This is a genomic window from Bradyrhizobium sp. UFLA06-06 (assembly GCF_054820065.1).
The window spans coordinates 24739-49668 of sequence record NZ_JADFUD010000020.1; the positions used below are offsets into that span (position 1 = coordinate 24739).

Annotated in this window: 24 protein-coding genes, 1 tRNA gene and 1 pseudogene; 21 read left to right on the forward strand and 5 right to left on the reverse strand. The window is 64.1% G+C overall.

Annotated elements, in window-relative coordinates; genetic code table 11:
• Positions 1–2: 2 nt before the first annotated feature.
• Positions 3–2471, reverse strand: coding sequence for a PAS domain-containing hybrid sensor histidine kinase/response regulator (locus IF803_RS18595; protein ID WP_461193040.1), 2469 nt, complete (start codon positions 2469–2471; stop codon positions 3–5).
• A gap of 174 nt (positions 2472–2645) precedes the next feature.
• Complete coding sequence (locus IF803_RS18600) at positions 2646–3425, reverse strand: thermonuclease family protein (protein ID WP_461193041.1); 780 nt, start codon at positions 3423–3425, stop codon at positions 2646–2648.
• A 342-nt stretch (positions 3426–3767) separates the two neighbouring features.
• Between IF803_RS18600 and IF803_RS18605 the strand changes: the two genes are divergently transcribed.
• The 4 genes from IF803_RS18605 to IF803_RS18620 all read left to right on the forward strand — a co-directional run bounded on the left by IF803_RS18605 (position 3768) and on the right by IF803_RS18620 (position 7450).
• Positions 3768–3974, forward strand: a complete 207-nt coding sequence (locus tag IF803_RS18605; protein ID WP_016840474.1) for a hypothetical protein — start codon at positions 3768–3770, stop codon at positions 3972–3974.
• 191 nt (positions 3975–4165) lie between these two features.
• On the forward strand, positions 4166–6181 hold the full coding sequence (locus IF803_RS18610) for an acetyl-CoA carboxylase biotin carboxylase subunit (protein WP_461193042.1): 2016 nt from the start codon (positions 4166–4168) through the stop codon (positions 6179–6181).
• A gap of 106 nt (positions 6182–6287) precedes the next feature.
• Entirely contained in the window at positions 6288–7154 is an 867-nt protein-coding gene (locus IF803_RS18615; RefSeq protein ID WP_461193043.1) for an isocitrate lyase/PEP mutase family protein, read from the forward strand.
• Positions 7151–7450 (forward strand): acylphosphatase, encoded by a 300-nt coding sequence (locus tag IF803_RS18620; RefSeq protein WP_461193044.1) that lies wholly within the window; start codon positions 7151–7153, stop codon positions 7448–7450. The genes IF803_RS18615 and IF803_RS18620 overlap by 4 nt, the downstream gene beginning before the upstream one ends.
• A gap of 9 nt (positions 7451–7459) precedes the next feature.
• Here IF803_RS18620 and IF803_RS18625 read toward each other — a convergent pair whose 3' ends face one another.
• Complete coding sequence (locus IF803_RS18625; protein ID WP_461193045.1) at positions 7460–8272, reverse strand: class I SAM-dependent methyltransferase; 813 nt, start codon at positions 8270–8272, stop codon at positions 7460–7462.
• A 233-nt stretch (positions 8273–8505) separates the two neighbouring features.
• On the opposite strand from IF803_RS18625, the gene IF803_RS18630 reads away from it, so the two are divergent.
• From IF803_RS18630 to IF803_RS18640, 3 genes and pseudogenes are all read left to right on the forward strand, one after another.
• Complete coding sequence (locus tag IF803_RS18630; RefSeq protein WP_461193046.1) at positions 8506–9063, forward strand: GbsR/MarR family transcriptional regulator; 558 nt, start codon at positions 8506–8508, stop codon at positions 9061–9063.
• A 26-nt stretch (positions 9064–9089) separates the two neighbouring features.
• Entirely contained in the window at positions 9090–9755 is a 666-nt protein-coding gene (locus IF803_RS18635; RefSeq protein WP_461193047.1) for a DUF4166 domain-containing protein, read from the forward strand.
• Positions 9752–11180, forward strand: a pseudogene (locus IF803_RS18640) (TIGR01777 family oxidoreductase). Before IF803_RS18635 ends, IF803_RS18640 begins: the two are co-directional and overlap by 4 nt.
• Positions 11181–11550: 370 nt before the next feature.
• On the opposite strand, the gene IF803_RS18645 reads toward IF803_RS18640, so the two are convergent.
• A complete protein-coding gene (locus IF803_RS18645) occupies positions 11551–12402 on the reverse strand; it encodes a LysR family transcriptional regulator (RefSeq protein ID WP_461193048.1) in 852 nt (283 codons plus the stop codon).
• 115 nt (positions 12403–12517) lie between these two features.
• On the opposite strand from IF803_RS18645, the gene IF803_RS18650 reads away from it, so the two are divergent.
• Positions 12518–12943, forward strand: a complete 426-nt coding sequence (locus tag IF803_RS18650) for a tautomerase family protein (RefSeq protein ID WP_461193049.1) — start codon at positions 12518–12520, stop codon at positions 12941–12943.
• Between the two features lie 3 nt (positions 12944–12946).
• Here IF803_RS18650 and lipB read toward each other — a convergent pair whose 3' ends face one another.
• Positions 12947–13675: a lipoyl(octanoyl) transferase LipB gene (gene lipB, locus IF803_RS18655; RefSeq protein WP_461193050.1), complete on the reverse strand. Its 729-nt coding sequence runs from the start codon at positions 13673–13675 to the stop codon at positions 12947–12949.
• 60 nt (positions 13676–13735) lie between these two features.
• On the opposite strand from lipB, the gene IF803_RS18660 reads away from it, so the two are divergent.
• The 13 genes from IF803_RS18660 (at position 13736) to IF803_RS18720 (ending at position 24826) form a co-directional block, all read left to right on the forward strand.
• Complete coding sequence (locus IF803_RS18660) at positions 13736–13981, forward strand: FliM/FliN family flagellar motor switch protein (protein ID WP_021080574.1); 246 nt, start codon at positions 13736–13738, stop codon at positions 13979–13981.
• Positions 13982–14072: 91 nt separating this feature from the next.
• A tRNA-Leu gene (locus IF803_RS18665) sits at positions 14073–14157 on the forward strand.
• A gap of 319 nt (positions 14158–14476) precedes the next feature.
• Positions 14477–14641, forward strand: a complete 165-nt coding sequence (locus tag IF803_RS18670) for a hypothetical protein (RefSeq protein ID WP_461193051.1) — start codon at positions 14477–14479, stop codon at positions 14639–14641.
• A 355-nt stretch (positions 14642–14996) separates the two neighbouring features.
• Positions 14997–15560: an HdeD family acid-resistance protein gene (locus IF803_RS18675; RefSeq protein ID WP_080686651.1), complete on the forward strand. Its 564-nt coding sequence runs from the start codon at positions 14997–14999 to the stop codon at positions 15558–15560.
• Positions 15561–15696: 136 nt separating this feature from the next.
• On the forward strand, positions 15697–16236 hold the full coding sequence (grpE, locus tag IF803_RS18680; protein WP_461193052.1) for a nucleotide exchange factor GrpE: 540 nt from the start codon (positions 15697–15699) through the stop codon (positions 16234–16236).
• A gap of 173 nt (positions 16237–16409) precedes the next feature.
• Entirely contained in the window at positions 16410–17006 is a 597-nt protein-coding gene (locus IF803_RS18685; protein WP_461193053.1) for an Hsp20/alpha crystallin family protein, read from the forward strand.
• Positions 17007–17202: 196 nt separating this feature from the next.
• Positions 17203–19098 carry a molecular chaperone DnaK gene (dnaK, locus tag IF803_RS18690; protein WP_461193054.1) on the forward strand — a complete coding sequence of 632 codons (1896 nt, stop codon included), beginning with the start codon at positions 17203–17205 and terminating at the stop codon, positions 19096–19098.
• A gap of 191 nt (positions 19099–19289) precedes the next feature.
• Positions 19290–19742, forward strand: a complete 453-nt coding sequence (locus IF803_RS18695; RefSeq protein WP_461193055.1) for a DUF992 domain-containing protein — start codon at positions 19290–19292, stop codon at positions 19740–19742.
• Between the two features lie 90 nt (positions 19743–19832).
• Positions 19833–20009 (forward strand): hypothetical protein, encoded by a 177-nt coding sequence (locus tag IF803_RS18700; protein ID WP_461193056.1) that lies wholly within the window; start codon positions 19833–19835, stop codon positions 20007–20009.
• Between the two features lie 89 nt (positions 20010–20098).
• Positions 20099–21007 (forward strand): DnaJ C-terminal domain-containing protein, encoded by a 909-nt coding sequence (locus tag IF803_RS18705; protein WP_461193057.1) that lies wholly within the window; start codon positions 20099–20101, stop codon positions 21005–21007.
• Positions 21004–21285: a chaperone modulator CbpM gene (locus IF803_RS18710; protein WP_461193058.1), complete on the forward strand. Its 282-nt coding sequence runs from the start codon at positions 21004–21006 to the stop codon at positions 21283–21285. Before IF803_RS18705 ends, IF803_RS18710 begins: the two co-directional genes overlap by 4 nt.
• A gap of 137 nt (positions 21286–21422) precedes the next feature.
• Positions 21423–22811, forward strand: a complete 1389-nt coding sequence (locus IF803_RS18715) for a sigma-54-dependent transcriptional regulator (RefSeq protein ID WP_461193098.1) — start codon at positions 21423–21425, stop codon at positions 22809–22811.
• An 11-nt stretch (positions 22812–22822) separates the two neighbouring features.
• Complete coding sequence (locus IF803_RS18720) at positions 22823–24826, forward strand: sensor histidine kinase (RefSeq protein ID WP_461193059.1); 2004 nt, start codon at positions 22823–22825, stop codon at positions 24824–24826.
• Positions 24827–24930: the final 104 nt, after the last annotated feature.

The window sequence follows — 24930 nt, forward strand, 5'->3', positions numbered from 1 at the left end:
GATCAGGGCTTGGAAGCGGTCGCCCGCTGTTCGGCGATCGCCTTGCGGAGCGTCCGTGACAGTGCCTCGACCGAATAGGGCTTCTGGATCAGCTCGAAGCCGCTGTGCGCATTCTCGGCGAGCACGTTGCTGTAGCCGCTGGTCAGCACCACGGGCAGGCCGGGAAAGCGATCGCGGATGATTCCGGCGAGCTCGACGCCGTTCATGCCCGGCATGATCACGTCGGAGAACACGAGGTCGGCGGCGAACTCGTTCTCCGAGAGGATCGAGAGCGCGGCATTGGCATTGGCCGCGCGCTTGACCGAATAGCCGAGATCCTCGAGCAGCTCGGTGGAGAACTGGCCGACATCGTCGTTGTCCTCCACCACGAGGACGCGATAGCCGCGGCCGATCGAAGCCTGCTCGGTGCCGGCGCTGGCAGCGACCTTGGCGTCCGCCGGGCGCATCGCGTGCGGCAGATAGATGGTGAAGGTCGCACCGTGCCCGGGCGTAGAGATGACCTCGATGTCGCCGTCGGATTGCTTGACGAAGCCGAAGGCCTGGCTCAATCCGAGACCCGTTCCCTTGCCGACCTCCTTGGTCGTGAAGAACGGTTCGAAGATCGCGTCGAGATTTTCCGGCGAGATACCGGTGCCGGTGTCCTGGATCGAGACCGTGACGAAATCGCCGCTGCGCGAGGCCTGGGCGCGCAGGGCAGGGATATTCTTGACCTTCCGGACGCCGATCGTCAGCTGGCCTTCGCCGCTCATGGCATCGCGGGCGTTGACCGCGAGATTGAGCAGTGCGGTCTCGAACTGGCCGATGTCGGCGATCGCAAAGCAGTCGGGATCCTCGATCCTGACCTCGATGTGAATCCGCGCGCCGACCAGCGGCCGGATCAGCTGCGTCACGCTGTCGACCTGCGTCCCGACATTGAACACTTCCGGATTGAGCGGTTGCCTGCGCGCAAATGCCAATAGCTGCGCGGTGAGCTTGGAGGCCCGCTCCACGGTCTCGGAGATCGCGTCGATATAGCGGCGGCGCCGGTCATCCGGCAGCTCGCGGCGGCGCAGGAAGTCGGTCGCGGAGCGAATGATGGTGAGCAGGTTGTTGAAATCATGCGCGACGCCGCCGGTGAGCTGGCCGACCGCTTCCATCTTCTGCGATTGCCGCAGGGCTTCCTCGCCGCGGCGCCGTTCGGTGATGTCGACGGCCTCCGGCACGGCGCCGACGATGGTGCCGTGCTGGTCCTGCAGCGGCCGCATCGCGAAATCGAAATAACGTTCGCCGATCGGCAGGCGCAACTGCATCTCGATCTTGACTTCCTCGCCGCGCATCACGGTCGCGAAGGCATTCTGGATCACGCGTGGCATGCCCTCCGTCGCGGCGAACCACGGCGTGTCCCAGAACGGCTTGCCGACGACGTCGGCGGCATCGGTACAGATGCCGGCCAGCGCCGTCTGGTTGCTGTAGAGCAGGCCGCCATCACGGTTGAGCAGCATCTGGTATTGATGGCTGGTTTCCAGGATCGCGCGCGTCTGCGCTTCGCGGGATTCGAGCTGCGCGGTGCGCTCCAGGATGCGTCGCTCCAGCGACTCGTTGAGCTTGCGAAGCTCGATCTCGGCTTCCTTGGCCGCCGTGATATCGTGGGCGACGCCGATGAAGCCGATATGCTTGCCGTTCGGGTCCCAGCGCGGCTGCGATTCCGAGCGCAGCCAGCGCCAATCGCCCGCGGCATTCCGATAGCGGGCCTCGAGCACGAATGGCTTCAGCGACAGCTCGCCGGTGATCTGCTCCTGCAAAATTTGCGGCAGGTCATCCGGATGCAGCGCCTTGCGCCAGTCGAACACAATCGCTTCCTCGAACGGCAGTCCAAGGAAGTCGAGATAGGCCTGGTTGGCAAAGGAGCGGGTGCGGTCGAGCTTGGTCACCCAGATCGGCACCGGCGCGCTGTCGGCGATCAGGCGGAAGCGCTCTTCGCTTTCCCGCAAGGTCTCCTGCGCCAGCATCTGATCGGTGACGTCGAGATCGGCGCCGACCAGCCGCAACGCACGGCCGCTGCGGTCGCGCTCGATCTTTGCGACGACGCGGATCCAGCGGCTCTCGCCGTCGTTCGGGCGGACGATGCGGTATTCGGCCGTGTAGTCTTCGCCGCCCGCCTTGAGCACGCCGAACAGGTGCCGGACCGTGCGCTCGCGATCCTCGGGGTGGATGCGCGCGACCCAGTTCTCATAGGTCTCGTTGATCTCTTCGGGCGGCAGCCCATGCACCAGGAGATATTCGGGAGAGCGGCGGTTGCGCACGCCGTCGCGGAAATCGATCTCGAGTCCGCCGACCCGCGCGATGCGCTGGATCCGCGCCAGCTCCGCCTCGCGCTCCTGGAGCTCGCGATGGGCGCGATCACGTTCGCGCGCGATCTCCTCAAGATGCTGCCGCAGCCGTTCGGCTGCCGCAGCTTCGGGAAGCACATCAGCGGGATCGGATGGGGTCATACGCGCCGGCAACCTCTCGGTGCAGTCTCACACAGGACGCGGCGGTTTTGCCAGCTTGATTTACGGCGATCGTTAGGCTGAGTCATTCCGGGGCGATGCGAAGCGTCGAACCCGGAATCTCGAGATTCCGGGTTCGCTTCGCGCCCCGGAATGACGATGCAATCCACGAGCTCTTCACTTGGCTTTGGGCGGGCGGCAATTATAGGCCCGGCGGAACCCGGCCGCCTGTGCATCCTCCTCGGAGCAGAACCAGCGATCCGGATTGCCGAGGCCCGGGTAACTGCGGCACGCCTGCAGGTGGTAGATGCCGACATTGCCGGTGACGCGGGCACGCACGGCGTACTTGCCCTTGATGTTGCAGCTTGCCGGCATCGGCAGGTCATCGGGGAAGAGCGCGGTGCGGATCTGCTGGTCGCGGTCGGCGGGGCAGGCGTTGCCGAGCAGGGCGCCGTCCTTCCTGGCCGTACGAAAGTCGCGCGGCGCCACGAAGCAGCCCCTCCAGAGCCCGGCACGATTGTCCTTGGCGGTGGCTTCATCCGGCTTGAATCGGCCAGTGGCCGAGTTTTCGACATTGAGAGCATAGCCCTTCTGGACCAGCACCTGGCTGAGGCTGGTCGGGTCGCCCTCGATCTTGCAGACGCCGAGGCGGCGCTTCTTGAAGGTCGGATCGACGCCGATATCGTCGCAGTGAACCTGCTTGCCGCCGATCAGCCTGGTGAGCTGGTCGCGCGCCTCGATCCCGCAGGTCCAGACGTCGGCGTGCTCGTCGATGCAGAGCTGATCGACCGCCGGCGTGTCGATGCCGTCGAGCCGATAGGTTGTGTTGCCGAGCTGAACTGTGCCGGCGTCCTTGATGATCGCTGACGCCGCGGGGCCGGCGGTCGCGGGCAGGCCAGGGATTGCAGACAGGCAGGTCAGGAGAAGCGTCGTGGCGACCGGATTTCGAAACCGCATTTTCTCAACTTCAGATCTTTGGCGGGCAGCCAAACTTCTAGCACAAGCCGGTACGATCCAACCAAGGACCGTTCGCGAATAGGGGCGTGCGCACCGTCACGTCCCGATAGGCATTCCGCGACGTAGAACGGCCAGACATGGCCATTGAGGGGATGCGCATGGCGGAGTTTCGTCATCAACGTCCTCGCCGAAATCGTCACCGACATCTGGACTCTGTAGTGCCTCGCACGCTGGCGGCGGAAGAGAAAGGCGGCCCAGAAGAACCGCGTCCGATCAAAGATCCGATTGACTTGATGAGAACAAAATAGGAACATGATGCGCCACCTGAATCCCGGATGCCCCATGATGTCTGCACGGCCCGAATCTGACGACGATGACGGGCTGGAAGCCGCTGTCGATCAGGCCATTTCCGCCTGCGGCGGGAATCTGCGCGCCACTATCCGGGCGCTGATCGTGGCCAATGAATTCCTGGAGAACGAGGTCAGCGAACTGATGAAAGCCGTCGCGAAGGCGCATTCGCGTGGCCGCTTCAAGACCTATTCGGGCTGAAATACCCCTCAGGCTACCGCCGAGGATTTGGCCGAGGATTTGGCCAAGCATCGGGCAGGGCGTGCATTAGACCGTTGCCTCCGGGGCAATTTGCTGTACCACGGAGTGGTTACGCCCAATCGCCCGTGCCAGATTGCGCGGGGAGGAATCCTGCCAAAGCCCAAGTCCTAAGAAGCCCAAGCAAGAAGAGCATGTTCAAGAAAATCCTGATCGCCAACCGCGGCGAGATCGCCTGCCGGGTCATCAAGACTGCGCGCCGTATGGGGATTGAGACGGTCGCCGTCTATTCCGAGGCCGACCGCGATGCGCTGCATGTCGAGATGGCCAATGAGGCCGTGTTGATCGGACCGCCGGCCGCGGCCGAGAGCTATCTTCTGATCGACAAGATCGTCGAGGCCTGCCGCAAGACCGGCGCGCCGGCGGTGCATCCCGGCTACGGCTTCCTGTCCGAGCGCGAGGCGTTTCCGCGCGCGCTGGAAGCCGCCGGCATCGTCTTCATCGGCCCGAACCCCGGCGCCATCGCCGCGATGGGCGACAAGATCGAATCCAAGAAGGCCGCCGCGAAGGCCAAGGTCTCGACCGTGCCGGGTCATCTCGGCGTCATCGAGGACGACAAGCACGCCGTCCAGATCGCCGACGAGATCGGCTACCCCGTGATGATCAAGGCCTCCGCCGGCGGCGGCGGCAAGGGCATGCGCATCGCGCATTCGAAGGCGGAGGTCGCCGAAGGCTTCAACCTCGCCAAGGCAGAGGCGAAATCGTCGTTCGGCGACGACCGCGTCTTCATCGAGAAGTTCATCGTCGATCCCCGGCACATCGAGATCCAGGTGCTCGGCGACAAGCATGGCAACGTGATCTATCTCGGTGAGCGCGAGTGCTCGATCCAGCGCCGCAACCAGAAGGTCATCGAGGAGGCGCCGTCGCCGCTGCTCGACGAGACCACCCGCCGCAAGATGGGCGAGCAGGCGGTCGCGCTGGCCAAGGCGGTGAACTACGATTCGGCCGGAACCGTGGAATTCGTCGCCGGCCAGGACAAGAGCTTCTACTTCCTGGAGATGAACACCCGCCTCCAGGTCGAGCATCCCGTCACCGAGCTGATCACCGGCATCGACCTCGTCGAGCAGATGATCCGCGTCGCCGCCGGCGAGAAGCTCGCGATCGCGCAGAAGGACGTGACGCTGACCGGCTGGGCGGTGGAATCCCGCGTCTATGCCGAGGATCCGTTCCGCAACTTCCTGCCGTCGATCGGGCGGCTGGTGAAATACCGTCCGCCGACCGAGGCCAGCCATGACGGCATCACGATCCGCAATGATACCGGCGTGCAGGAGGGCGGCGAGATCTCGATCCATTACGATCCGATGATCGCCAAGCTCGTCACCCACGCGCCGTCGCGCGCGGCCGCGATCGAGGCGCAGGCGACCGCGCTCGACGCATTCTATGTCGACGGCATCCGGCACAACATTCCGTTCCTGTCGGCCTTGATGAACCATCCGCGCTGGCGCGAGGGCCGGCTCTCGACCGGCTTCATCGCGGAAGAGTTCCCCAAGGGATTTTCGGCGCGCGCGCCCGAGGGCGAGATCGCGCGGCGGCTGGCCGCGGTCGGCGCCGCGATCGACCACGTGCTGGGCGAGCGCAAGCGGCAGATCTCCGGCCAGATGGGCGGCCGCGTGGTGTTGCGCGAGCGCCGCCGCGCGGTGTGGCTCGACCACGCCGAGATCGCGCTCGACGTCGCGCGCGAGGATGACGCGATTGCAGTGCGCTTCATCGGCACCGACGGGCTGCCCGGCAATCCGCACAATCTGGTGTCGAACTGGGCGCCGGGCGAGCCGGTCTGGCAGGGCACCGTCGACGGCAATTTTGTCGCCGTGCAGGTGCGGGCGATCAACAACGGCTTCCGCCTCGCGCATCAGGGCTTTGAGGTCCCGGTCTATGTCTTCACCGAGACCGAGGCGACCTCGGCCCGGCTGATGCCGGTGGTCTCGGCCGCCGACACCGGCAAGAAGTTGCTGTGCCCGATGCCCGGTCTCGTGGTGTCGATCGCGGTGACCGAGGGGCAGGAGGTCAAGGCCGGCGAGACCCTGGCGGTGGTCGAGGCCATGAAGATGCAGAACGTGCTGCGCGCCGAGCGTGACGGCACGGTCAAGAAGATCCACGCCGCCGCCGGCGCCACGCTTGCGGTCGACGCGCTGATCCTGGAGTTCGCTTAGCACCGTCATTGCGAGCGCCAGCGAAGCAATCCATCTAGCCTCATATTATGAGAGATGGATTGCTTCGTCGCTTCGCTCCTCGCAATGACGTGGATGGAGACACATCATGGCCTTCCGCAAACGCCGCGAAGCACTGCGATCGATTCTCAGCGGATCAACCTGCATCCGCCCGGGCTCGGTCTATGACGCGACCTCGATCCGGATTGCTGACGATCTCGGCTTCGAGCTCGGCATGTTCGGCGGCTCGGTGGCCTCGCTCGCCGTGCTCGGCGATCCCGATATCGCGCTGATCACGCTGACCGAATTCGCCGAGCAGATACGCCGCATGTCGCGTGCGTCGACGCTGCCGGTGCTCGTCGATGCCGACCACGGTTACGGCAACGCGCTCAATGTCCGTCGCACGGTTCAGGAGGTGGAGGCCGCCGGCGCGGCCGGCCTCACCATCGAGGACACGCTGCTGCCGCAGGCGTTCGGTCAGACCAAGACCCAGCTGATCTCGCTGGAAGAAGGTGTCGGCAAGATGAAGGCCGCGCTTGACGGCCGCAGCGATCCGTCGCTCGTCATCCTGGGCCGGACCGGTGCCGTCTCGATCACCAGTCTCGACGATGCGATCGCTCGCGCCAGGGCCTATGAGGCGGTCGGCGTCGATGGCTTGTTCTTCACCGGCATCAAATCGCGCGGCGAGTTGGAGGCGCTCTCGGCCGCGACGACGCTGCCGATCGTGCTCGGCGGCGCGCCGGAGGAGATGACCGCGCTCGACTATCTGGCAAGCCAGCGCGTCAGGATCGCGCTGCAGGGCCACGCGCCATTCGCGGCCGCGACCCTGGCCGTCTACGAGACGCTGAAGGCGCTGCGCGAAGGCACCTCGCCGAAGAACCTGAAGGGCATCGCTTCGTCCGAACTGACCGGTCGCGTCATGCGCGAGGCGGAGACCAAGGCGCGCAGCGGCGAGTTCCTCGGTCTGAAGAAATGAGCGGCGTGATCCGCCACGTCACCATTAGCGGTCACGTCCAGGGCGTCGGATATCGCGCCTGGGTCGACGAGCAGGCAAACGCACGCGGCCTCGAAGGTTGGGTCCGCAATCGCCGCGACGGCAGCGTCGAGGCGGTGTTTGCCGGCCCCGACGACGTCGTCACTGACATGATTGCGGCATGCAACCGCGGTCCGTTCTCGGCGCGCGTCGCTGCCGTGCACGCCGCACCAGGCAACTCCGATCTTTTGAACCAGCGCCGGGCAGGGGAGCGGTTCTCGGTCCTGCCGACGGTCTGAAGCGCGTCGTTACGCGACCGCCGAGATCACCAGCGCCTGAATCCGGCCTTCGATCGCGCCGCTGCCGAAGCGGCGCGCGAGCGCCGATGCGGCGTGCTCGGTCGCAGCCTCAAGGCCGATACCGCCGCGCGCCTCGATCTCGCCGCGGAGCGGTGATCCCTGGCAAAAGCCGATCGCAGGATCATGCGGCGCATTCGCCCGGCTTTGCAGCCGGACGTCGTCGATCTCGATCTTGCTGAAGCCCGCGGCTGCAAGGTCGGCCCGGATCGGATCGGCCGCGTAGTGGCCATAAGGCGTGCGCGCCAGGAAGCGCGGCGGATCGGCCGGAAAGACCTCCGCCAATGCCTGGGTCACCACGTCGGCGAACTCGTTGTCTTCAATGCGACCCCACATGCTGAACAGGAAACGGCCGCCCGGCTTCAGCACACGGCGCGCCTCCGAATAACCCTTCAGTTTGTCGGGGAAGAACATCGCGCCGAATTGGCAGGCGACGACGTCGAAGCTCGCATTGTCGAACGGCAGGTTCAGCGCATCGGCCTGCCGCCAGGTGATTGCGGTCCCGCTCGGCATCTGTGACTTCGCTCGTTCGAGCATCGGTTCATTCAGGTCGGTCGCGACGATCCTGGTGTCGCTGCCGAGCGCGGACGCCAGCGCGCGGGTGACGGCGCCGGTGCCGGTTGCCGTCTCAAGCAGGTCGCGCGGGCCAAGAGCCTTGACGCGTTGCGCCAGATCGCGTGCGTAAGGTTCGAAAATCATCGGCACGAGGAATCGGTCGTAAAGCTCTGGAATGGATCCAACGAACTCCTTGTCGGACGCTGGCATGCGCAATCTCCATTGCGGCCGTGACGCGGGCGACCCGGTGCATGGCCCAAAAATCATCCACCCGGATCAGCTTGGACGAAGAGCTGGGGGGCCACAAAGGAAAACTCCTCACCTGTGACGAACGGCATTTGCCGGGGCGTCCGGATAGGTCAGGAGATCTGCCATGTCTCGTCGCCTTCGTGGACCGCATGGCCAGCCTTGACTTCTGCTCCGAACGGTCTGATATTTCTGTTATGACAGAAATATCCGCCAAGAAAAAACTTCCTGCCGTCGTCGAGCGCTTCATCCTGCATTGGGGCGACATGGGCGACGAATGGGGCGTCAACCGCTCGGTCAGCCAGATCCACGGGTTGCTCTACCTCGCCGAAGCGCCGATGACGGCGGAGGACATCGCCGACACCCTCGGCATGGCGCGCTCCAACGTCTCCAACTCGATCAAGGAGCTGTTGTCCTGGGGATTGATCCGGCGGGTGCCGATCCTTGGCGACCGCCGCGACCACTTCGAGGCCGAGACCGACATCTGGGAGGTCGCGGCCAGGATCGCGGCGGGACGCAAGGAGCGCGAGATCGATCCCGCGCTCGCAGCGCTGCGCGCCTGCGTCTCCGACGCGGCCGACGATCCGGCCATCAGCCCGCTCGCGAGCAAGCGGCTGAAAGAGATGCTGACATTCACCGAGCTGGTCGACCGCTGGTACACGCAGATGCTGAACGTGCCGCGGCCGCGCCTGGTCGCGCTGATCAAGCTCGGCGAGAAGATCGTGAGTTTCCTGCCCACGAGCAGGGCCAAATAAAGGCGGCGGTGCAACGGGAGTGTGCGATGGCGTCAGCAAGGATATCCACCTTAAAGACAGCGCCGACTTCCGATACAAAGCTGCTCGACGACCGTCGCTTCCGCGCATTGCTGTCGGACGAGGATTGGGGCCGCCTGCCGGTTGCGATCTGGCGGCGCTTCTCGAAACGGTTTGAAGACGGCAACACCGTCGTCTATGTCGGCGAGGTCGAAGAGGCCTTGAGCAGCCGCGCCGGCTGGTGGCTGGCGCAGGCCGCGCGGCTGATCGGCGGACCGTTCCCGACCGGCACCGAAACGCGCGTACCGATGATTGTCACCGTCACCGAGGACGCCGCAAGCGGCGGCCAGGTCTGGACCCGCATCAGCGCGCGCCGCGACGGCTTCCCGCAGGTGATTCATTCCGCCAAGCGTTTTGCAGGATCGACCGGGCTCGAGGAGTATGTCGGCTTCGGCGTCAGCATGGCGCTGCGGATCGCGGTCGAGCACGAGGCGCTGGTGTTTCGCAGCGTCGGCTATTCGCTGCAGCTCGGCCCGTTTCGGATGCCGCTGCCCGAATGGCTCACGCCCGGCGATCTCACAGTAACCCATTCCGATCTCGGCTGCGGCGACTTCCGCTTCACGCTGGAGATCATCCACCCGCGTTTCGGCCGGCTGATCCGTCAGTCCGCTGTGTTCAGGGAGGCCACGCCATGACGCCGCTGCTTTGGACGCTCGTCGCCATCCAGATTGCGATGGGCGCATTCGATACGTTCTATCACCACGAATTCACCGAGGGGCTGGCCTGGCGTCCCTCGCAGCGCCACGAGCTCCAGCTGCACAGCGTGCGCAACATGCTCTATGCGCTGCTGTTCCTCGTGCTCGGCTGGCTGGAGGTGCACGGCATTCTTGCGATCGCCATCATGGCCGTGCTCGTCGTCGAGGTCGTCATCACCTTGATGGATTTCGTCGAGGAGGATCTGAGCCGAAAGCTGCCGCCGAGCGAGCGGATCAATCACACGCTGCTGGCGATCAATTACGGCGCCATCCTCGTGCTGCTGGTGCCGGTCCTGATCGGCTGGACGATGCTGCCGACCGCCGTCGCGCCGGCCTATGCGGGTCCGTTAAGTCTGTTCGCGACGGCTGCGGCCTTCGGCGCCGCGCTGTTCGGCGCGCGCGACTTTGCCGCCGCCAGACGCCTCGGACGGACGGCCGGCCGCGACGCTGGTCGAGAAATTGCCGGCGCGGCAGACCGTGCTCGTCACCGGCGCGACCGGCTTCATCGGCAGCCGCCTGGTCGCGAGCCTCACCGCATCCGGCCATCAGGTGATTGCGTTGATCCGCAATCCTGCAAAGGCCGACATGCTGTCGCCGCCGGTGACGCTGATCACGAGCCTCGACCAATTGCCCGCCGACTCCGGGATCGACGCCATCGTCAATCTCGCGGGCGAGCCGATCGGCAACGGCCTGTGGACCGAGGCCAAGCGCCGCAAGATCATCGCCTCACGGATCGACATGACGTCTGACGTGATCAAGCTGATCGCGCGCCTCGAACGCAAGCCGTCGGTACTCGTGAGCGGCTCCGCGATCGGCTGGTACGGACTCTGGCAGGACCAGGTGCTGACGGAGTCGGCGAAATCCCACGCCTGCTTCAGTCACGAATTGTGCGAGGCCTGGGAGAATGCGGCGAAGCCGGCCGCGGATCACGGCGTGCGCGTGGCATATTTGCGGATCGGTCTCGTGGTCGGCACCGATGGCGGCTTCATCACGCGGATGCTGACGCCGTTCGAGTTCGGGCTCGGCGGCCCGCTCGGCTCGGGCAAGCAGTGGATGTCGTGGATCGAGCGCGACGACCTCGTGCGCCTGATCGCGCATGTGATTGCGAGACCTGAGCTGTCCGGTCCTGTCAACGCGACCGCGCCGATCCCGGTGACCAACACGAAATTCACCGAGGAGCTCGGACGCCGTCTGCACCGGCCGGCGATCTTCCGCGTGCCGGCGGCGCTGCTCCGTGCCGTTGGCGGCGACTTCGCCGACGAGCTCTTGCTCGGCGGCCAGCGCGTGCTGCCGAACAAGGCGCTGAGCAACGGCTTTGTGTTCCGGCACGAAACCTTGCGCAGCGCGTTCGATGCGATCTTGTGAGGAGGCCTGGATGTGCAGCACCTGTTCCCGTGCATTCGGAGGTTGGCTTGCGGGCTGTGGCGCTGCGACCGCGGTGATTTCCGCCGTCGGTCAGACCATTCTGACTGTCTCTTATACACATCGTTCGTCGGCAGCGTCAGATGTGTATAAGAGACAGTTCCATATCCGAGCCGCGGGATTTTTCGCCTGCGCTGGCGCTGCGATCGGCGCGTTGAGCATCACTGTCCTTCTACGATCCCCGGCTGTCTGGACATCTGGGCTGGTTTGCCTGTTCGTCGTGGCCGGGTTTGTCGCCGGCCTGACCTACTGGTTCGTCATGTGCGAACTGGCGATAGGCGAAGACTCGATGTGAACCGCTACGATGTTCAACCTATGCCGCAGACGCCACGCTCCGAAACGTCGCAGCCAGCGTCCTGAGTGCCGCGAGCTTGGTGGGATCGCCGACTTTCGAATGCAGCATCACCTTCGACGTGCCGAGCCGCGGTAGCTTGTGGGCAGGGCCGATATCGACCAGGCGTGGCGGCGCGATGCGGCGGACCAGGGGCGCAACGGCAAGCCCTGCAAGCGCGGCCGCCACCACCGCGGTGACGCCGCCGCCGACGAAGCTTTCGGTCCAGGCGATAGCGGCCTTGTCGAGCGCGCGCACAGCGAGGGCGCGCACGCCGCAGGGCGGCGCCAGCGTTGCCAGCGGCAGCGCATCGCCGCGCGGCCAGACGAAGCGTTTGGCGGCGAACCAGCCGAATTCGTCCTCGGTCAGTTTCTCGCCGCCGCGCCGGCTGCCTTCCTGGCGCACGATCACGGCGTCGAGCTCGCCGCCATCGTAGGCATCGAGCATTTCGCGCGAGAAGCCGATGGTCACGGAGAGGGCAAGCTGGGAGGCCATCGCGTGCAGCCGCTCCAGCAGCGGCACCAGCTCCGGGCCCGCGGCGTGATCACTGATCCCGAGCGTGAGCTGCTGGCGCGCCGGTGTCTCGCCGGCCAGCGCGCGATCATGCACCTCGATCAGCGCGCGGGCGTGCTGCAGGAAGGCCGCGCCGTCGGCGGTCAGCCGCACCGCGCGCGGCGAGCGCTCGACCAGCCGCTTGCCGAGCACCGTTTCGAGCCGCTGCAACTTCATCGCCGCTTGCGTGGTGCCAAGCGCCTCGGCGGCGCGGGTGAAGCCTTGCAGCTCGGCGACCAGAAGGAAGGCCTGCACGGTGTCGATATCGAGCGTGGCGGTCATGATCAATGATCGTTATCATTGCTATTCATATAGATAAGATATCAAGATGATGCGCGAAGGTCTAGCTAGAGGAGGCGCGATTGACCCGCGCCAACCGAATTCAAGGAGACCGATCATGCCGATCATCACCGTCACCTACGCGACCTCGCGCGAGAGGCCGTCGCTGAAGTCCGACATCGCCGCCGCCGTGTCGGACCTGACCGCACGGATTCTGCACAAGGATCCCAACGTGACCGCCATCATCGTGAAGTCCGCCGACGCGGCCGACTGGTTCGCCGGCGGCAAGTCGCTCGCCGAGCAAGGGCTCGCGAGCTACTGGCTCGACATCCACGTCACCGAGGGCACCAACACCAAGGACGAGAAGGCGACCTATCTCGCGGCGCTGTTCAAGCGGATGGGCGAATTGCTCGGGCCGCTGCATACCGAGAGCTACGCCCATGTCGACGAGGTGAAGGGCGACGCCTACGGCTTCGGCGGCCTCACCCAGGAGCGCCGCTACATCGCCGGCAAGCTCGAGGTCGCGCCGCAGAAGGCGGCGTGAAGCCTATGACGTCGCTTCCGGCAGGCGCGCTGCGGTGTCGTCGAACACCTCGGAAAAGGCCTGCCGGAGCGCGATGTCGACATCGGCCATCGTGACCGGCAGCCCGAGATCGACCAGCGAGGTGACGCCGTAGCGCGGATCGACCACGCCGCAGGGCACGATGGCCTGGAAGTGGGAGAGGTCGGGCTCGACATTGATCGCGATGCCGTGGAACGAGACCCAGCGGCGCAGCCGCACGCCGATCGCGGCGATCTTGTCCTCATGGCCCTCGCCCTTGTCCGGGCGCCGCACCCAGACCCCGACGCGGTCCTCGCGGCGCTCGCCGCGGACGTTGAAGGCGGCCAGCGTGCGGATGATCCATTCTTCCAGCGAAGCGACATAGGCGCGCACGTCGGGCCGGCGCCGCTTGAGGTCGAGCATCACATAGGCGACGCGCTGGCCCGGGCCGTGATAGGTGACCTGGCCGCCGCGGCCGCTCTGGAAGGTCGGAAAGCGCGGCGCGAGCAAATCGTCGGCCTTGCCACTGGTGCCGGAGGTATAGAGCGGCGGGTGCTCCAGCAGCCACACCAGTTCGCGGGCCGAGCCCGCCGCGATCTTCGTCACCCGGTCGTCCATTGCGGCGAGCGAATCGGGGTAGGGCACCGCGCGGTCCGAAATCCGCCATTCGACCGCTTCGCCGCCCGAAGGGCGCGCAAAGGTCGTCAAATCGAGGCTTTGGCGGTCGTTAACCATTAGCTAACCCTAACGTGGTCAGGTGAACCCACAATCTAGTTCCCGTTCGGCGGTTCAGAAGTGCCCACCCTCGATAAAGTCAGCGTTGACCTCATGGTGGTCCTTGGCACCACCACGATGCCGATTCACCAGGTCATGCGGCTATCCCGCGGCGCCATCATCGAACTGGATGCCACCGAGGCCGACGAGGTCAAGATCCTCGCCAACAACCTGCCGGTGGCCAGCGGGGTGGTCCTGGTCGACCGCAACCGGATTGCGGTCGAGGTCAAGCAAATGCTGCCGAAATCTCCCGGCGTTCGCAGTTAATTCCCGCATTAATCGCCTTGTCCCTGCATGCATGATTTGTTACATGGCCCCGTCGATGCGGCGGCGCCTTAGGGTTCCATCCGGCATCCTAGCGCTCGTGGCGGAATTGGTAGACGCGCTGCCTTGAGGTGGCAGTGGGTAACACCGTGGGGGTTCGAGTCCCTCCGAGCGCACCATAGGCAATAAGCCATTGATACGAATAAGGTTTTCGCAATGGCCTGCTCCCACATTGTTACCCGGCAAAATTCGTAGTTACTTGTCGCCAATCTCCAGTTTTGATCTGGCAAGCGCTATCCTTGTCGTCGCATCCGTTTTTTTGAGCCAAGGTCCAGCGAAGGAAAACCACTACTTCCTCACGAGAGTGCTGTAGTGCAGCACAGCGTAGGAATCGGCGGGGCCGTCTCTCGATCGGGAGCGCGACGCGGTCTTCCCGGATTGACATGCGCAGGGTGGGGTGCGCATCAGGTGCAATTCCGGTCACGCTGGTCTCTGTCCATGAAGAAAAAATTCGATCCCGCCCCCGTCGATAAGCTCGCGGTAGACCCCAAGAAAGCGATCGAGGCGGATATGAAAATGACCCGGCTCGAAGAAGGCCTCGAAGAGACTTTTCCAGCCTCCGATCCTGTGAGCGAAACTCAGCCGAAGCCCTCGAAAGACTGACCGTTGAGACGTTTTCGGGGGTAGCCGACCTCTCTTCAGCTTGGCCAAGTGCCGGGATGGCTGCACATGCCCCTAGGCTGCCGATGACCAAGCCATCGCCGCTCTTCGTCATCGGGAGGCAGCGCATGCGCTTCCCCAGCGGCGGCGTTCCCTCGACATTCTGTCCGGTGGCGCGCGGACAAATTGTCCTTCTTGCATGCGGTCGAACCACCAAGCGTCTGACATAACGTGGTTTCCTGATTGGCATGCCTGTTGCTCTGGTGTGCGGTGGCGAGTGTGCTGTGGCGCCTTCACGCCGGAGTGCCGGTTGCACACGGCTGAAGCGAGCTCGCCGGTTCGAATTCCGGAGGCTCCGATGACAACCACCAATCATACGTCCATGCTGTCTCGCGCATTTGCGGACGTGCACGCCAAGTGGGGCTGGTTCGTCGGCCTCGGGCTCCTTTTCATTGTCCTGGGCGCTGTCGCGGCCGGCAACCTGCTGCTGGCTACCATCGTGACGGTCTTCTACGTGAGCGCGGGAATGATCGTAGCGGGCGCCATGCAGATCGTGCAGGCGTTCCGCGTGAAGAACTGGGGCGGCTTCCTGTGGTGGATGATCAGTGGCGTCCTCTACGCGGCCGCTGGCGTCGTGACATCGATGAATCCGCTGCTTGCCTCGGTGTTTCTGACGCTGATGCTGGCGCTGCTCACGCTTGCGGCGGGCATCGCCCGCCTCTGGCTCGGATTCCAGACGCGAACCGACCACGGCTGGGGCTGGATCGTTGCCTCGGGTGTCGTCACCGCGATCGCTGGGCTGGTTTTCCTGCTTGGCTGGCCGGTCAACAGTCTGTGGTTGCTCGGTCTAGTTCTGGCGATCGATCTCGTTTTTCAGGGCTGCGCGCTGGTCGGTCTCGGCCTGCGGTTTCGCGCGGCCTAGCGGGCTCCACTAGGTGAACAGGACAGGGAAACGCTGTCCGCTTGCGAGGGAGGACTAGATGACGGAGCGAAAATGGCCACCCGACGACGATCCGCATGGACACGGCCCGGCAAGTTCGGCTCACACGCTGCCAACCGTGAGCGATGCCCTGCCTGACCCCGGGGACGCTGCGGATTTCGGGAGAGCCGTAGCAAGCGATCGTTCGTCGGAGGATCGCACCCAGCTCCTCGCTGAGAATGCCGAGCTCAAGGACCGCTTGCTGCGCGCATTGGCCGAGGTCGAGAACACGCGTCGCCGCGCCGAGCGCGATCTCGACAACATGCGTCAGTACGCGATCACGAAATTTGCCGGCGACATACTCCACGTGGCCGATAACCTGGAGCGTGCCATTGCCAGCATTCCCGATAGTGTCCGGGAGCGGGAGGGGGCGCTGAAGACGCTGGTCGAAGGTGTCGGCCTCACCGAGAAGGAGTTGCTGCGCGTGCTGGAAAAGCACGGCATCACGAAGCTCGATCCCGTCGGCGAACGGTTCGATCCCAATTTCCACGAGGCGTTGTTCGAGGTGCCGGATCCGTCCGTGCCGCGCGGCACTGTGATGAAGGTTCTGCAACCGGGTTACGCGATCGGCGCCCGCGCATTGCGTCCCGCGAAGGTCGGCATCGCGAGCGGAGCATGAAATGCCATCCCGCTTCATCGACAACTTGTCCCGTGCAGCCGAGACAAAATGTCCGCCGTCGCGATCGATGCACTTCTAAGTCGTTGTTACCGTTGGCTGTCGGGGATGGCATGCCTGTTGCAATGAAGAGCCCGAGTTTCGAAAGGAAGAGCCCGTCGTCGCACAGGGAGAGAATGATGGCGCCGAATTCCACCGCACCTGTTCGATCGGGCAATCCGATTCAGCGTGATATCGAAGCTCCCTTCCATTCGCTCCATCACGAGATCAATCGTCTGTTCGGCGAGGTCTTCCTGCATGGTCATCTTCATCGCCAATCGCATCTCAGTGGCGATCGGCAGGGTCCCTTCATGCCCAGCATCAATGTGAGCGAGACCGACGGTGAAATGCGGATCAGTGCCGACCTTCCCGGTGTGAGGGCGGAGGACATCGACGTTACGCTCGTCGATGACATCCTCACCATTCGCGCGGAGAAGACGCTGGACAGGGCGGACGACAAGGAGAGCTTCCACATCCTCGAGCGCTCCCACGGCACATTGCTCCGCACGTTGCGCCTGCCTTATTCGGTCGACACAGACAAGATGAAGGCCGACTTCGACAATGGAGTTCTGACTGTGGCATTGCCGATCAACAGGGACAAGGAACGCGCCCGCAGAATACCCGTTCAAGTTGCCGCCCAGGGCGGCGCGCCGACGGCGCCGGACCAGAACAAAGCCGGAGCGGCCGCACCGGAAGAGGCGTACAATGCCAATCCGAAGCCGAAGGCGTCATGAGACGTACATCGTGCTGGAGATCGAACAGGTCTGCGCCAGGCCTTGCTGGCCGTTGCGCCGCCCATATCGACGAACGACACGCACACGCATTGGACGCCGATAGCTTCGACACGCCGACCTGGTGGTCAGGGAAGCATTCTACACCGGTTCGGTGAACGACAGCGAAGAGAAACAAGCGAAACAGGAGGGTGCGACAGTGGGAAAAGTAATCGGTATTGATCTCGGAACGACGAACTCCTGCGTTGCCGTCATGGACGGCAAGAACCCGCGCATCATTGAGAATGCCGAGGGAATGCGCACAACACCGTCGGTCGTGGCGTTCACGAGCGACGGTGAGCGCCTTGTGGGTCAGCCCGCGCGCCGCCAGGCCGTGACAAATCCCACCAACACCATCTTCGCGGTGAAGCGCCTGATCGGCCGTCGCTATGACGATCCGATGGTCGAGAAGGACAAGAAGCTCGTTCCCTACACGATCATCAAGGCTTCGAACGGCGATGCCTGGGTCGAGGCCGGCGGGAAGTCCTATTCGCCGTCGCAGATATCGGCGTTCATCCTGCAGAAGATGAAGGAGACCGCCGAGGCTAACCTTGGTGAGAAGATCACGCAGGCGGTCATCACCGTCCCCGCCTATTTCAACGACGCGCAGCGGCAGGCGACCAAGGATGCCGGCAAGATCGCAGGCCTGGAGGTGCTGCGCATCATCAACGAGCCGACGGCCGCAGCGCTCGCTTATGGTCTGGAGAAGAAGAAGCAGAGCAAGATCGCGGTCTACGATCTCGGCGGCGGAACGTTCGATATCTCCATTCTCGACATCGGCGATGGCGTGTTCGAGGTTAAGGCCACCAACGGGGACACTTTCCTCGGCGGTGAGGACTTCGACATGCGGCTGGTGAACTACCTGGCCGACGAGTTCCAGAAGGAGCAGGGCATCGACCTGCGCAAGGACAATCTCGCCCTTCAGCGGCTCAAGGAGGCAGCGGAGAAGGCCAAGATCGAGCTCTCGACCACGACGCAGACCGAGATCAACCTGCCGTTCATCACGGCCGACGCAACCGGTCCCAAGCACCTTCAGGTCAAGCTGACCCGCGCGAAGTTCGAATCCCTGGTCGACGATCTCGTGCAACGGACCATCGAGCCCTGCCTCAATGCGCTCAAGGACGCCGGGCTCAAGGCCCAGGACATCGACGAGGTCGTCCTGGTCGGCGGAATGACCCGGATGCCGAAGATCCAGGAGATCGTGCAGAAGATCTTCGGCAAGGAGCCGCACAAGGGCGTCAACCCCGACGAGGTCGTTGCGATCGGCGCGGCGATCCAGGCCGGCGTGCTGCAAGGTGACGTCAAGGACGTTCTCCTGCTGGACGTCACGCCGCTGTCGCTCGGCCTCGAGACCCTGGGCGGCGTGTTTACGCGCCTGATCGAGCGAAACACCACCGTTCCGGCGAAGAAGAGCCAGGTGTTCTCGACGGCGGAAGACAATCAGAACGCGGTGACCATTCGCGTTTTCCAGGGCGAGCGCGAAATGGCCGCCGACAACAAGTTGCTCGGGCAGTTCGACCTGATGGGCATTGCCCCGGCGCCGCGCGGTGTGCCGCAGATCGAGGTCACCTTCGACATCGATGCCAACGGCATCGTCAATGTCTCGGCAAAGGACAAGGCGACCGGCAAGGAGCAGCGCATTCAGATCCAGGCGTCCGGCGGCCTGTCCGAAGCCGACATCGATCGCATGATCAAGGAGGCCGAGGCGCACGCGGTCGAGGACAAGAAGCGCAAGGAAGCCGTCGAGGCGAAGAACACCGCGGAGGCGCTGCTGCATTCGGCGGAAAAGACGGTCGTCGAGCACGGCTCGAAGCTTTCCGACACGGACCGTCGCGCGGTCGAGAACGCCATGTCGGATCTGCGCGAGGCGCTGAAAGGCGACGACGCGGCTGCGATTACCGGCAAGGCGAGCGTGCTCCAGCAGAACGTGATGAAGCTGGGTGAGGCCATCCATGCCGCGCCGCATGGGGCGCCCGGCGCGGGCCCGGGCCGGGATGACAACGTCGTCGATGCCGAATTTACCGAGATCGGTGACGACGAGAAAAAGTCGATGTAGCGCGGCCGCCGAGCCCGTCCCGGCAAGCGCGGGAAATCATACCACTTGGTCCGGGCGACGTGCGTTGCCCGGACCCTTCTACCGGTTCACTCAAACTCTGTCCGTGATGCCCAACAGGCATCGTCTTTCAACTCACAAGGGGGTTCTTTATGCGTCGTCACCGGAGTCTTTCAATCGCCATCGTCGCCGCAATGTTGAGCGCGCTCGTGTCGCCCGGTCACGCGCAGCAACCGGCACCGGCACAGAAGGTACAAGTTGGCGTGCTCGAATGTCTCGGTGGCGCGACCGTCGGGTTCCTGGTCGGAGCCGTGGTCAACCTTCGATGTATCCTGCGGATCAACGGACTGCCGGAGGACTACTACGTTGCGACAATGCAGAAGTTCGGCCTCGATATCGGCTTCACGGAGAACACTGCGCTGGCCTGGAACGTGTTCGCGCCCGTGGTGCAGCCCGGTCGCGGCGACCTTGCCGGCACCTATGTCGGGGTCGACGCCATGGCAGCGGCCGTGGTTGGGGTGGGCGGAAACGTGCTGCTCGGTGGTTCGAACAACAGCATCGCCCTGCAGCCGATCAGTGTTCAGGCCACCACCGGCGTGATCATTGCCGCCGGGGTCGAGAGCCTCACCCTGCAACCGGGGCGATGACGCGGGAGCGGTGTGCTGATGATCCGTTCGGTCTCCTGAATCGAAGCCCGGCCACCGGGCCCCTCGCAGGATCAGGGAGCAACCAAGGCAATGGATTACGGAGGCATTGGACAGCTTGACGACGGTAAGCCGCGTTTGACGGAGGATGACATCGCGCGGGCCAAGCTCGGCCCGCGGGGGGTGCCGGGCGCGCCGGACCCGGCGCGGATGACGCCGCAGCAGGCCAAGAACTATCCGAGATATGTGGACCCGGGCCATGTCGAATAGCTTCAACCTGCCGTCGAACGGCGTCGCGCCTCGCAAGTGCCTCGGTCACGGGAGCCTGATGTCTTGTTGCCGATGCCAGGAGAGCTGACGTGGCGACCAATCCATACGATGTGCTCGGCGTCTCGTCATCGGCTTCAGCCGCCGACATTCAGAAGGCGTATCGCAAGCTGGCGAAGAAGCTTCATCCGGATCTCAACCCCGGCGACAAGAAGGCCGAAGAGAAGTTCAAGGAAGTTGCGGGCGCCTATGATCTGCTTGGCGATGCTGAGAAGCGCAAGCGGTTTGACAATGGCGAGATCGACGGGTCGGGTGCGGAGCAGCCGCAGCATCATTACTACCGGGATTTCGCTGGCGCGGACGACGGCCATCCGTACAGCAGCGGTGCCGGCTTCGCCGATTTCATGGACGGCGAGGATCCCTTCGCCGAGCTTCTCAAGCGCAGTCAGCGGGCACGCGCGAATCGTCGCGGCGCAGATTTGCATTATCGGTTCGCGATCGATTTTGTCGATTCGATCACGGGTGGCAACAAGCGCATATCCTTGCCGGACGGCGGGACATTGGACGTCAAGATCCCGCCCGGGCTGGTCGACGGCCAGGTCCTGCGTCTGAAGGGCAAGGGTGCGCCCGGCACCGGCAAGGGCGGGCCCGGCGATGCGCTGATCGATGTGGAAGTCCTGCCCGACCGGCGCTTCACGCGCGACGGCGACAACATCTCGCTGGAATTTCCGATCTCGCTGTCCGAAGCCGTCCTGGGCGGGCGGGTGCGCGTCCCGACGCCGACCGGCGAAGTGACCATGTCGGTCCCGAAGGGATCGAATACCGGGACAACGCTTCGCCTGCGCGGAAAGGGGGCGCCGCGTCACGGCGGCGGCAGCGGCGATGAGCTCGTGAAGCTGAAGATCGTCCTGCCGAATTCGCCGGACCCGGAGCTCGAGGCATTCGTATCAGGATGGGGCAAGGGCAAGGAATTCAACCCGCGCGAAGGCGGTGCATCATGATCATGAACAGGCAGGAGTTTCTGATCGCGTCCGGTGTCCGGGTACAGACCCTGGAATCCTGGCTCGAGCAGGAATGGCTGATCCCTGAGCGGACCGTCGCCGGGATGACATTCACCGAGGGCGACGTCGCCCGCGCGCGCTTCATTCAGGATCTCGCGGCTGGCATGGGCGTCAACGACGAAGGCATCGATGTGGTGCTTCATCTCGTCGACCAGCTGCATGGCATGCGGCGGGTGCTTGCGCGGCTGCATGATGAGGTCAGCGGAGACGCGACCTAGTCCTCGCCGTGAGGCCCAGCAGTCGGAATACGGGCCGCCGCCTGCGTGCGATCGCGTTCAAACGAGCCCTGCGCGGCGATGTTGTAGTTCTCGGGCCGGCCCTGTTAGGGTGCAGGCGACGTCAGGAGAAGGGCCGAATGTCGGAGGAATCAACCCAGGAAGTTGTCGAACCCGTCGGCAGCCCGGAGTTCGGCCCCTGGCTCTCGCAGGCGTCGATACTGGTCATCGATGATGAGCCCGGTATCCGCAATTTTCTCGTCAAGATTCTGCGACCGCGCTGCAAGCTGATCGAGGAGGCGGCCGATGCCAAGGAGGCGTCGCGCAAGCTCGACAGCCGGCATTTCGATGTGGTCATCCTCGACAACGTCATGCCCGGGAAAGCCGGCCTTGACTGGCTGGCCGAGCAACGCGCGATCGGCTTCTTCGCCGACGTGATCTTGATGACGGCCTACGCCGACCTCGATACCGCCATCGTGGCCTTGCGGGCCGGCGTTGTCGATTTCGTCATCAAGCCCTTCCGCTCCAATCAGTTGCTCAACGCCGTGGCGCGATGCCTGGATCGAACGCGGCTGCAGCGAGAGAATTACGTACTGCGTCATGAATTGGCGTCCGCTTCGCACGAAATGTTCCTGCGTAACAAGCTGCTCGGTCAGTCGAGCGCAATCCAGCAGGTGCGCGATATCGTCGCGCGCGTTGCGCCGTTGCCGACGCCAGTGTTGTTCACCGGCGAGTCAGGCACCGGCAAGGAGGTTGCTGCCCGCTCGCTGCATTCGCTCTCCAATCGCGCCGACAAGCTGTTCGTGCCGATCAATTGCGGCGCGATTCCAGCCGATATGATCGAGAGCGAACTGTTCGGTCATCTCAAGGGAGCGTTCACGGGCGCGGGAAGGGCGCGCGAGGGCCTGTTCATGCACGCGCAGGGCGGGACCGTGTTTCTCGATGAGATCGGCGAACTGCCGTACACGCTTCAAAGCAAGCTGCTGCGCGTTCTCGAGGATCGCCGGGTCCGTCCCGTCGGTGCGGAACGGGAGGTCCCGTTCGATGCCCGCTTCGTCTTTGCCACCAATGCCGATCTGCCAGGCCGGGTCGAGGCCGGCAGCTTCCGCGCCGATCTCTACTTCCGAATGAATGTGATGCAAATCGGCATGCCACCGCTCCGCAACCGCGGCGAAGACGTGCTCGAGCTCGCCGCGATATTCATGCGCGATATCTCCCAGCAGCTAGGCATGCCTGCCGTGCCCATGGGCGAGCGTGTGCGCACGGCCCTGACGCACTATGAATGGCCCGGGAACATCCGCGAGCTGCGCAATCTGATCGAGCGGACCATCATCCTCGGCACCTTCCCGGAGGATTTCGAGAGGGCCCTCGATCATGGCGACAGCGGCGGGGAGAGTCTTGCCCAGGTGGAGCGACGCCACATCCTGGCTATCCTTCGTGAGACAGGCGGAGATCGCGACGAAACTGCGCGGCGACTCGGCATCTCGCGTAAGACGGTCGACCGCAAATGCGCAAGCTGGAAAGTATAGCTGTTCGCTCGATGAGCAATCGGCGCTCGGTTCGCTATCGATTGCTGGCGATCGCTCTCGTGCCGATGCTCGCGATCCTGCCGCTGCTGCTGGGGATCAGCATCTATCGCTGGAACGCCAAGTTCGACGAAGCGCTGATCTCGAAGGTCCATGATGACCTGACCATCGCGCATCAATATCTCGCCCGCATTATGGAGAACACGGAAGACCAATTGGCTTTCGTCACCAGCTCCGCGCGGTTTCAGCAGACCCTGCACAAGCAGGTTGGTCATGACGGCGATCTTGCGGCGCTTCTCGGGGAAACTGCGCAAGCCCGCGGTTTTGACTTCCTCTATATCGTCGCCGACGGCGGACAGGTCGTGGCAAGCGACTATCCGCTCGCTTCGGCCTCCGTCCGCTGGAACTGGCCGGTCATCAGCACCGCGCTCGAAGGGCGCGCAAGGACCGTCATCGACGTTTTCGAGGCGGCCGAGCTTTCGGCGATATCGCCTGATCTCGCGCGACGGGCGCGAATCGAGCTCGTTCCGACAGTCGGAAGTGCTCCGACGACCAAGACGGAGGAAACGCGCGGCCTGGTCCTGCAGTCGGCCAACCCCTTGATGCTGCCCGACGGTCGGCGAGCCGCGCTGGTCGGCGGCATCCTCTTGAATCAGAATCTCGCCTTCGTGGATACGATCAATGATCTCATCTATCACGGCCTCGGCCTGCCTCGCGAAAGCCGTGGCACCGTCACCCTGTTTCTCGACGATGTCCGCATCAGCACCAATGTGCAGCTGTTCGAGACGCAACGTGCGATCGGCACCCGGGTGTCGGCCGCAGTCCGCAAGGCCGTCCTTGAGGACGGCGGCAGCTGGTTCGACAGTGCATTCGTCGTCAACGACTGGTATGTCTCGGGCTATGAACCGCTGCTCGACAGCTACGGTCATCGCGTGGGCATGCTCTATGCCGGCTTCCTTCAAAAGCCCTTCACCGAAGCCAAGCGCCGGACGCTGCTCGAGATCGCGGTGGCTTTCCTGGTCGCGGTTGCCGCGACCGTTCCTTTGTTTCTGAGGTGGGCCGCGGCAATCTTCCGTCCTCTCGAGAGCATGACGGGTACGATTGCGCGGGTCGAACGGGGGGAGCTCGACGCCCGAACCGGGCATGCCGGCGATCAGGACGAGATCGGTCGGGTTGCGACCCACCTCGATCGGCTCCTCGATCAGCTTCACGAGCGCGATACCCAGCTGCGACAATGGAATGAGGAGCTCAATCAGCGCGTCGAGGAGCGAACCAGCAAGCTGCAACTCGCCAACCAGCAACTGGAGGCGACCACGAAGCAGCTCATCATGTCGGAAAAGCTCGCCGCGATCGGCGAAATCACCGCCGGCATCGCGCATGAGATCAACAATCCGATTGCCGTGGTGCAGGGCAATCTCGAAGTCATCCGCGACCTGATGGGGAGTAAGGTCGACGCCGCGAAGACCGAGTTCCGGCTCATCGACGAGCAGCTCCGACGGATCAGCGAGATCGTCACCAGGCTGCTTCAGTTCGCCAAGCCGCAGGAATACGCCGGCTTCATCGAGCAGTATCAGCCGGACGAGATCGTGAACGATACGCTGCCGCTGGTGCAGCACCTGCTGAACAAAACGACGATCACCGTCGACAAGGAGTATCGCGCGTCGCGCCCGATTTCGATGAACAGGACCGAGCTTCAGCAGGTGCTGGTCAATCTGATCGTCAACGCGATTCACGCCATGCCGGACGGCGGACAGCTGACGCTGCGGACCTTCGATCGCCAGGAAGGTCTGCGTCGCGGTGTCGTGATCGAGGTCGGCGACACCGGCGCCGGCATGACGCCCGATGTCATGCAGCGGATCTTCGATCCCTTCTTTACGACCAAGAGGCGGGAAGGCACCGGCCTCGGGCTATCAATTAGCCAGATGCTCGTGACCCGACAAGGTGGTAGGATCTCGGTCGAAAGCGAATTGGGAAAGGGCACGACCTTTTCCGTCTGGCTGCGAGAAGCTTCTGGCTGATCGCGAGGGATGGCTCGCCCGACCTTTGAGATCGAGGCCGTCGCGGTGCAACGATTAGCCGTGGTGCAGCGTTAGACACGTGAAAGCGGCGTGGCGCGAATTGT

What these genes read in the sequence shown, in the direction of transcription:
- IF803_RS18615 (WP_461193043.1), top strand. Translation starts at nt 6,288, where the DNA reads ATGGCCTTCCGCAAACGCCGCGAAGCACTGCGATCGATTCTCAGCGGA.
- IF803_RS18635 (WP_461193047.1), top strand. Translation starts at nt 9,090, where the DNA reads ATGGCGTCAGCAAGGATATCCACCTTAAAGACAGCGCCGACTTCCGAT.
- lipB (WP_461193050.1), bottom strand. Translation starts at nt 13,675, where the DNA reads ATGGTTAACGACCGCCAAAGCCTCGATTTGACGACCTTTGCGCGCCCT.
- IF803_RS18700 (WP_461193056.1), top strand. Translation starts at nt 19,833, where the DNA reads ATGGATTACGGAGGCATTGGACAGCTTGACGACGGTAAGCCGCGTTTG.
- IF803_RS18645 (WP_461193048.1), bottom strand. Translation starts at nt 12,402, where the DNA reads ATGACCGCCACGCTCGATATCGACACCGTGCAGGCCTTCCTTCTGGTC.
- IF803_RS18630 (WP_461193046.1), top strand. Translation starts at nt 8,506, where the DNA reads ATGACAGAAATATCCGCCAAGAAAAAACTTCCTGCCGTCGTCGAGCGC.
- IF803_RS18715 (WP_461193098.1), top strand. Translation starts at nt 21,423, where the DNA reads ATGTCGGAGGAATCAACCCAGGAAGTTGTCGAACCCGTCGGCAGCCCG.
- IF803_RS18610 (WP_461193042.1), top strand. Translation starts at nt 4,166, where the DNA reads ATGTTCAAGAAAATCCTGATCGCCAACCGCGGCGAGATCGCCTGCCGG.
- IF803_RS18675 (WP_080686651.1), top strand. Translation starts at nt 14,997, where the DNA reads ATGACAACCACCAATCATACGTCCATGCTGTCTCGCGCATTTGCGGAC.
- IF803_RS18625 (WP_461193045.1), bottom strand. Translation starts at nt 8,272, where the DNA reads ATGCCAGCGTCCGACAAGGAGTTCGTTGGATCCATTCCAGAGCTTTAC.
- IF803_RS18670 (WP_461193051.1), top strand. Translation starts at nt 14,477, where the DNA reads ATGAAGAAAAAATTCGATCCCGCCCCCGTCGATAAGCTCGCGGTAGAC.
- IF803_RS18685 (WP_461193053.1), top strand. Translation starts at nt 16,410, where the DNA reads ATGATGGCGCCGAATTCCACCGCACCTGTTCGATCGGGCAATCCGATT.
- IF803_RS18695 (WP_461193055.1), top strand. Translation starts at nt 19,290, where the DNA reads ATGTTGAGCGCGCTCGTGTCGCCCGGTCACGCGCAGCAACCGGCACCG.
- IF803_RS18620 (WP_461193044.1), top strand. Translation starts at nt 7,151, where the DNA reads ATGAGCGGCGTGATCCGCCACGTCACCATTAGCGGTCACGTCCAGGGC.
- IF803_RS18595 (WP_461193040.1), bottom strand. Translation starts at nt 2,471, where the DNA reads ATGACCCCATCCGATCCCGCTGATGTGCTTCCCGAAGCTGCGGCAGCC.
- IF803_RS18720 (WP_461193059.1), top strand. Translation starts at nt 22,823, where the DNA reads ATGAGCAATCGGCGCTCGGTTCGCTATCGATTGCTGGCGATCGCTCTC.
- IF803_RS18650 (WP_461193049.1), top strand. Translation starts at nt 12,518, where the DNA reads ATGCCGATCATCACCGTCACCTACGCGACCTCGCGCGAGAGGCCGTCG.
- IF803_RS18605 (WP_016840474.1), top strand. Translation starts at nt 3,768, where the DNA reads ATGATGTCTGCACGGCCCGAATCTGACGACGATGACGGGCTGGAAGCC.
- IF803_RS18710 (WP_461193058.1), top strand. Translation starts at nt 21,004, where the DNA reads ATGATCATGAACAGGCAGGAGTTTCTGATCGCGTCCGGTGTCCGGGTA.
- IF803_RS18600 (WP_461193041.1), bottom strand. Translation starts at nt 3,425, where the DNA reads ATGCGGTTTCGAAATCCGGTCGCCACGACGCTTCTCCTGACCTGCCTG.